This window comes from Streptomyces sp. NPDC058307, assembly GCF_042880295.1.
Lineage (GTDB): Bacteria > Actinomycetota > Actinomycetes > Streptomycetales > Streptomycetaceae > Streptomyces.
Map to the genome: position 1 here is coordinate 22530 of NZ_JBHVYZ010000058.1, position 6470 is coordinate 28999.

The following is a 6470-nucleotide window of genomic DNA, read 5'->3' on the forward strand; positions in this document are numbered from 1 at the left end:
AGCGTCAGCCCGCCACCTCCCGCACCACCATTCCCGGCTCCCGCCATCCCCTCAGTACCGCCTCCACCCGCCCCGAGATCCGCCGCCGCGCCTCATGCCGTGCGACCCCGCTCATCAGCAACGCGTCATACGGCGTGTCCACGTGCCGCACGGACGCCGCCACCGCCGACACCACCGCGCCCTCCGACAAGGCCCGCCCCGCCGCACTCCGCCCCACCCGCCCACTGCCCCGCAGGGACGCATGCGAGGCGATCGCCCGCGCCCGCTCCTCGGGGCACCCGGGAAACAGCCGCCGTATCTCCGCGGTGAACGCCTCCGCGAACCGCACGTCCTCCATGGCCCGCCGTCGCGCGTCCCGCACCCGTCGTCTCCGTCGTGCCTCCGCGTCGGCAAGGCACCGCTCCTCGGCCCGTGCCAGCCCCGCCTCCTCGACGAGGGCGCCCTGCCGTTCGTAACGCCCCTTGCGCCGGTTGAACCGCACGACAACCGCCGACAGCGCGCTCTCCTCCCGCGACCGACGCGTGAGCGCCGTGTCCCCGCGCGGCAGGAACACCAGGTGTCCGAGGTCTGCGCAGTCGAGACACCGCGGCGACCCACCCTCGACGAGGAGCAGTGACAACGGTCCGCCCCGGCACTCCGCACAGTGCCGCCTCCGCAACGGCTGGACAACGACAGGTCCGCCACGGGTAGGGGGACTCGCGAGGCCTGTCATGAGGGGTTCATTCCCCGACCACACCCACCACCGACACCCGGCCGCCCGCTTCTTGCGCCGCGTCGGCGACACGATCTCGTCGACCACCGGCACCCGCGAGATCGTCCTACCGCAGAGCAGCCCGCGCAGCACCCCACACCCCTCTCGCCCACCCACGCGCAACGCGTCCTCGACGTCGGCTGACGCATCATGGCCGTGTGCGACTCGAAGCGATCACCTGGGACCGGCTCGGCGAGCGGCTGGCCGACCGGCTCCTCGACCTCAAGCCGGCCGACGGCAGCCCCTGGCCCCGCGTGGCCCTCGACGGCGCCCCGGCAGCCCGCCCGGGCGAACTCGCCCAACGGATCGGCGAGGCCCTGCGGATACGTGGCCGGCCTTCGCTCGTCGTCGGCATGGAGGGCTTCCTGCGCCCCGCCTCCCTCCGTCTGGAATACGGCCACCACGACCTGGAGGCCTACTACGACGGCTGGTTCGACACCGGCGCCCTCTGGCGCGAGGTCTTCGGCCCCCTCGAACCCGGCGGCGACGGCCGAGTCCTGCCCGACCTCTGGGACCCGGTCACCGACCGCGCCACCCGCAGTCCCTACGTCCACCTCCCGCCCGGCGGCGTCCTGTTGCTCCACGGCCCCCTCCTGCTGCGCCACTGGTTCCCCTTCGACCTGACCGTCCACGTCCTCCTCTCCGATGGCGCCCTCCGTCGCCGTACTCCCGAACCCGACCACTGGACCCTCCCCGCCTACGAGCGCTACACCGACGAGACCGACCCTGCCGGGACGGCCGACGTCCTCGTCCGCGCCGACGACCCCCGCCACCCCGCGTGGACCGGCTGACCCTGCCGATCGGAGGGCCGACCCGGCGCTGCCCGGGCCGGGCGCCGTCAACCGTCGGGTTCCGGGTGCGGGCCCCCGACGGCGCGGCGAGAATGTAGGGCGCCGGGACTTGCGGTGCCGTCCGCGCCGCGCCGGCCGTCCGGCACCGGGAGGTACTCCATGACCACCGCCGGAGACATCATGCACCGGGGTGCCCAGTGGATCCCCGCCCACGAGACCCTCGACCGCGCCGCCCAGCTGATGCGTGAACTCGGCGTCGGAGCCCTGCCCATCAGCGACGCGAACGAACGGCTGTGCGGAATCCTCACCGACCGCGACATCGTCATCGGCTGTGTGGCCGTGGGTCGCGACCCGGCCGAGGTCACCGCCGACGAGATGGCTCAGGGCACCCCCCGCTGGATCGACGCGAGCGCCGACGTGTCCGACGTCCTGCACGAGATGCAGGAGCACCGGATCCGCAGGCTCCCCGTCATCGAGAACAAGCGCCTGGTGGGCATGATCAGCGAGTCCGACCTGGCCCGCCACCTGACGGACGAGCAGATCGCCGGCTGGGCCGAGAGCGTCTACGCGCGCTCCTCCACCACCCACTGACCCGGCCCGCGGACGACGGACCCGGTCACAGCCAGCCGTTGCGCCGGAAGCCGCGGTACAGCACAGCGCAGGCGACGGCTATCACGCCCATGACCAACGGGTAGCCGAACGTCCAGTGCAGCTCCGGCATGTGGTCGAAGTTCATGCCGTACACACCGCACACCATCGTCGGGACGGCGATCACCGCGGCCCAGGCCGTGATCTTCCGCATGTCCTCGTTCTGCGCGACCGTCACCTGCGCGAGGTGGGCCTGAAGGATCGAGTTGAGCAGTTCGTCGAACGCGGCGATCTGCTCCTTGGCGCGCAGCAGATGGTCGGAGACATCACGGAAGTACGCCTGTATCTCCGGGGCGATGACCTGGATCGGCCGGGTGGAGAGCTCCTCCAGCGGGCGGCTGAGCGGGGCCACCGCCCGCTTCAGCTCCAGCAGTTCACGCTTGAGCTGGTAGATGCGGCCCGGGTCGACCCGCGCGCCGTTGTCCGCGAAGACCGCCGTCTCGACCAGGTCGATGTCCGACTGGATGGAATCGGTGACGTCCAGGTAGTCGTCGACCACATGGTCCGCGATCGCGTGCAGCACCGCGGCCGGTCCCTTGGCGAGCTGCCCCGGGTCGGACTCCAACTCCTCGCGCAGCGGGCCCAGCGACCCGTGGCTGCCGTGCCGCACCGTGATCACGAAGTCCTCGCCGACGAACACCATGATCTCGCCGGTGTTGACCACCTCGCTCGTCGCCGTGAGCTCTTCGTGCTCGACGTAGCAGACCGTCTTGAACACCGCGAACAGCGTCTCGCCGTAGCGCTCCACCTTCGGGCGCTGATGGGCCTCGACCGCGTCCTCGACGGCCAGCGGGTGCAGGTCGAAGAGGTCTGCGATGCCCTCGAACTCATGGTCCGACGGTTCGTGCAGGCCGAGCCAGACGAAACCGTCGCGGTTCCTGCGCACCCGCTCCACGGTGTCGACCAGATCACCGTCGACCGGGATACGGGCTCCCTCCTTGTAGGTCACGCAGTTGACGACCGAGGTGCCCAGCGGGGAGCGGGCGTGGTGGCTCAGGTCGACGCGCGGGCGCCGCCGGGCCAGCCGGGCCACCTTGCGCAGGCCGCCGACCCTGCCGAGGCTCGTGACCTTTCGCAGATTCCCTGCCATGGACATCTGGATCTCCTCGCGTGGACCTCCCAGCGACGCGTTTCTGCGTCCTGGCGCGCCAGTTTGCCAGGTCGGCGCAAGCGCCGGGTGAGCCTGTGGACAAGGGAGGTTCCGCTTGGTTCCCGCCTGTGGAAAACCTGTCCGCACCGGCTTCGGCCCCGGTCGCCCGACGGACGGACGTCGCCTGTCTCCTCGTAGGACGCCTGTCTCCTCGTAGGAATCGCGTCGTCCGTTTCGGACCGGCCCGGCGACTGCGATCATCTCGGCATGACAGGAACCGACGGGTATCTCCTCGACAACCGGCAGACGGAGGCGGGGGAGCGCTTCGACGCCTTCGCCACCCTCTTCGACCCCACGACCTTCCGGCACATCGAAGGATTCGGCATCGGATCCGGCTGGCGCTGCTGGGAGGTCGGCGCGGGCGGCACGTCCGTGGTGTCCTGGCTGGCGAAGAAGGTCGGCCCGACCGGAAAGGTCGTCGCGACGGACCTCGACACCACGCTCCTCACGGCGGCCGCCCGCCCGCCGGTGGACGTACGGGTCCACGACGTGAGCGCCGAGGAACCCCCCGGTGAGGACTTCGACCTGGTGCACGCCCGGCTCGTCCTGGTCCATGTGCCGGACCGGGAACGGGCCTTGCGGTCGATGATCAACTCCCTGCGTCCCGGCGGCCGGCTGCTGCTGGAGGACGCCGACCCCGCCCTGCAACCTCTGACCTGCCCCGACGAGTACGGCCCCGAGCAGCAGCTGGCGAACCGGCTACGCCAGGGCTTTCGCAGGCTGCTCGCCGACCGCGGTGCCGACCTCTCCTACGGCCGCACCCTCCCGCGCCTGCTCCGCGAGACCGGTCTGCGTCAGGTCGCCGCCGACGCCTACTTCCCGCTCGCCTCGACGGCCTGCGCCGCCCTGGAGTCCGCCACGATCCGCCAGATCCGCGGCCGGCTGGTCACGGCGGGCCTGGCCACGGACGAGGACATCGACCGCCACCTCGCCAACGTCGCCACCGGCACGATGGACCTGGCCACGGCCCCGCTGATCTCGGCATGGGGGCGCAAGGCGTAGCAGGCCAGCGGACGTCGGGGCACCGGTGCGGCCGGTAGGGAACCGGGAGAGGCGCCCGCCGACAACGACCGCCCAGAGTGTGCGTGATGGCCGTCGATCTCGTGGAGTGCCTTCAGACCGGCCGTCAGGTTGGCACCGGCGGCCTTCCACCCACCCGCTCCACCGCCAGCGCACCCGCCCGGCATCCTTCCGCTGCCGCGTCCTCGGGAGCGGCGCCCGCCAGCAGGGCCGCGAGGAACGCGCCCGTGAAGGCGTCACCCGCCCCGGTCGTATCCCGGGGCGTCGCCGCTACCGCGGGCAACTGGGCGTACACGGTGCCCGAGCGGGCGATCAACGCCCCCCGCGGCCCCTGCTTGGCCACCACCAGCGGGACGTGGCGGCTCAGCTTGGCCGCCGCGTCCGCCACGTCGGGCAACCCGGTGAGCAGGCACGCCTCGTCCCGGCTCGGCAACAGGACGTCCACCCCCTCGACCAGCGAGAGGAAACGGTCCACCCCCAGCTCCCGGAGGAAGCCAGCCGACGCCGGGTCGACGCTCACCGGAACACCACGCGCGTGTGCCGACTCCAGGGCCACCGCCACCAGAGCGCGGCTCGGCTCCGAGAACAGGAGATAGCCCGACAGATGCAGCCTCGCCACGCCGTCGAGCAGCGCGTCCGACCAGTCGTCCGGCTCCAGCCGCAATGACGCGCCGCTGTCGGTCAGGAACGTCCGCTCGGCGGCCTCCCCCGTGTCCACGAGGCAGATCACCGTCCCGGTCGGCGCCTGTGGATCGACGACCAGCTGCGGCCGCACCCCGCAGGCGGCCAGCTCCCGCTCGTGCCACGCGGCCGCGTCCGCGCCCACCCGCCCCAGCAGCCGTACCTCCGCACCGCCCCCACGAGCGGCCCAGCAGGCCACGTTGGCCCCCGCCCCGCCCGGCACCGTACGGATCGCGGCGGCGGTGTCCGTACCGGCGGCGAGCGGTCCCCGATGCCGGGCGACGACGTCCGTGATGACGTCCCCGACGACCAGGAGGGCACCGCCCCGGGCGGTGGATGCGGCGCCGTGCCCCTCCGTCGTCACGCCCCGGCCCGGGCAGCCGCGATCCGGGCCGCCAGCCGCACGTTGCCCCGCACCGCCGCCAGGTTGGCGCTCAGGGAGGCACCGTCGGTATGCCGCACCAGGTAGCCCAGCAGGAACGGCGTGACCCCCTGACCGGTGACTCCCGCCTCCTCGCAGGCCTGGAGCGCCTCCGCGAGCACACGCGCGTGCAACCCGGGATCCAGCTGCTCCTCCTCGGGTACCGGGTTGGCCACGATCAGCGCGGAGCCGGGCGCCCCCAGCGCCTGCCGCGCCCGCATGACCTCCGCCACCTGCTCGGGGGAGTCCAGCCGCCACTCCACGGGGTAGCCGGAGTCCGACAGATAGAAGCCGGGGAAGCGGTCCGTGCCGTACCCGGCGACCGCGACCCCCAGCGTCTCCAGTCGCTGGAGCGTCGCGGGCACGTCCAGGATGGACTTCACGCCCGCGCACACCACGGTGATCGCGGTGCGCGCCAGCAGGCCGAGGTCGGCCGACTCGTCCTGGGTCGTCGTCCACTCCCGGTGCACCCCGCCGAGCCCGCCCGTCGCGAACACCTCCACGCCGGCCAGGGCCGCCAGCTGCGCCGTCGCCGACACGGTGGTCGCCCCGCTCACCCCCGCGGCCACCGCCAGCGGCAGATCCCGGTGGCCCAGCTTGCGGATCCCGTCCTCGTTCGCGACCCGCTCCAACTGCTGCTTGTCGAGGCCGACCTGGGGGCGCCCGTCCAGTACGGCGATCGTCGCCGGTACGGCCCCCTCCTGCCGTACGACGTCCTCCAGCTCCAGCGCCACCTGCAGATTGCGCGGACGCGGCAGCCCGTGCGCGATGATCGTGGACTCCAGGGCCACCACCGGTCGACGCGCGTCGATCGCCTCGCGCACCTCTTCGGACACCACCAGCACCACGGGCCTGCCTCCTGTCGGTCGGTCTTCCCTCATGTCTGGCGGGCGGCGCGCCCGGTCAAACCCTTGCGGGCTGTGGAGGACGACACCAGCCTGGGGTGCATGACGGACAACTCGATGCGTCTCGACCATGTCGTCCTCTGGGTGCGCGACCCGGTGGCAT

The 6470-nt window shown here is 72.4% G+C and carries 7 protein-coding genes; 3 read left to right on the forward strand and 4 right to left on the reverse strand.

Annotation, left to right across the window (positions count from 1 at the left end; translation table 11 throughout):
• Window positions 1-4: 4 nt before the first annotated feature.
• Window positions 5-712, reverse strand: a complete 708-nt coding sequence (locus ACFVYN_RS31940; RefSeq protein ID WP_390004886.1) for a DUF2293 domain-containing protein — start codon at window positions 710-712, stop codon at window positions 5-7.
• 197 nt (window positions 713-909) lie between these two features.
• Here ACFVYN_RS31940 and ACFVYN_RS31945 point away from each other — a divergent pair, with 197 nt between their 5' ends.
• Both ACFVYN_RS31945 and ACFVYN_RS31950 read left to right on the forward strand, forming a co-directional pair.
• A complete protein-coding gene (locus ACFVYN_RS31945) occupies window positions 910-1542 on the forward strand; it encodes a uridine kinase (RefSeq protein WP_390004888.1) in 633 nt (210 codons plus the stop codon).
• Window positions 1543-1701: 159 nt separating this feature from the next.
• A complete protein-coding gene (locus tag ACFVYN_RS31950) occupies window positions 1702-2133 on the forward strand; it encodes a CBS domain-containing protein (RefSeq protein ID WP_390004891.1) in 432 nt (143 codons plus the stop codon).
• 25 nt (window positions 2134-2158) lie between these two features.
• On the opposite strand, the gene ACFVYN_RS31955 is transcribed toward ACFVYN_RS31950, so the two are convergent.
• A complete protein-coding gene (locus ACFVYN_RS31955) occupies window positions 2159-3286 on the reverse strand; it encodes a magnesium and cobalt transport protein CorA (RefSeq protein ID WP_390004894.1) in 1128 nt (375 codons plus the stop codon).
• 261 nt (window positions 3287-3547) lie between these two features.
• Between ACFVYN_RS31955 and ACFVYN_RS31960 the strand changes: the two genes are divergently transcribed.
• Entirely contained in the window at window positions 3548-4342 is a 795-nt protein-coding gene (locus ACFVYN_RS31960; RefSeq protein WP_390004897.1) for a methyltransferase domain-containing protein, read from the forward strand.
• A 124-nt stretch (window positions 4343-4466) separates the two neighbouring features.
• On the opposite strand, the gene ACFVYN_RS31965 is transcribed toward ACFVYN_RS31960, so the two are convergent.
• Both ACFVYN_RS31965 and ACFVYN_RS31970 read right to left on the reverse strand, forming a co-directional pair.
• Window positions 4467-5405, reverse strand: coding sequence for a carbohydrate kinase family protein (locus ACFVYN_RS31965; RefSeq protein ID WP_390004900.1), 939 nt, complete (start codon window positions 5403-5405; stop codon window positions 4467-4469).
• Entirely contained in the window at window positions 5402-6310 is a 909-nt protein-coding gene (locus ACFVYN_RS31970) for a pseudouridine-5'-phosphate glycosidase (protein WP_390004903.1), read from the reverse strand. The genes ACFVYN_RS31965 and ACFVYN_RS31970 overlap by 4 nt, the downstream gene beginning before the upstream one ends.
• Window positions 6311-6470 lie beyond the last annotated feature (160 nt).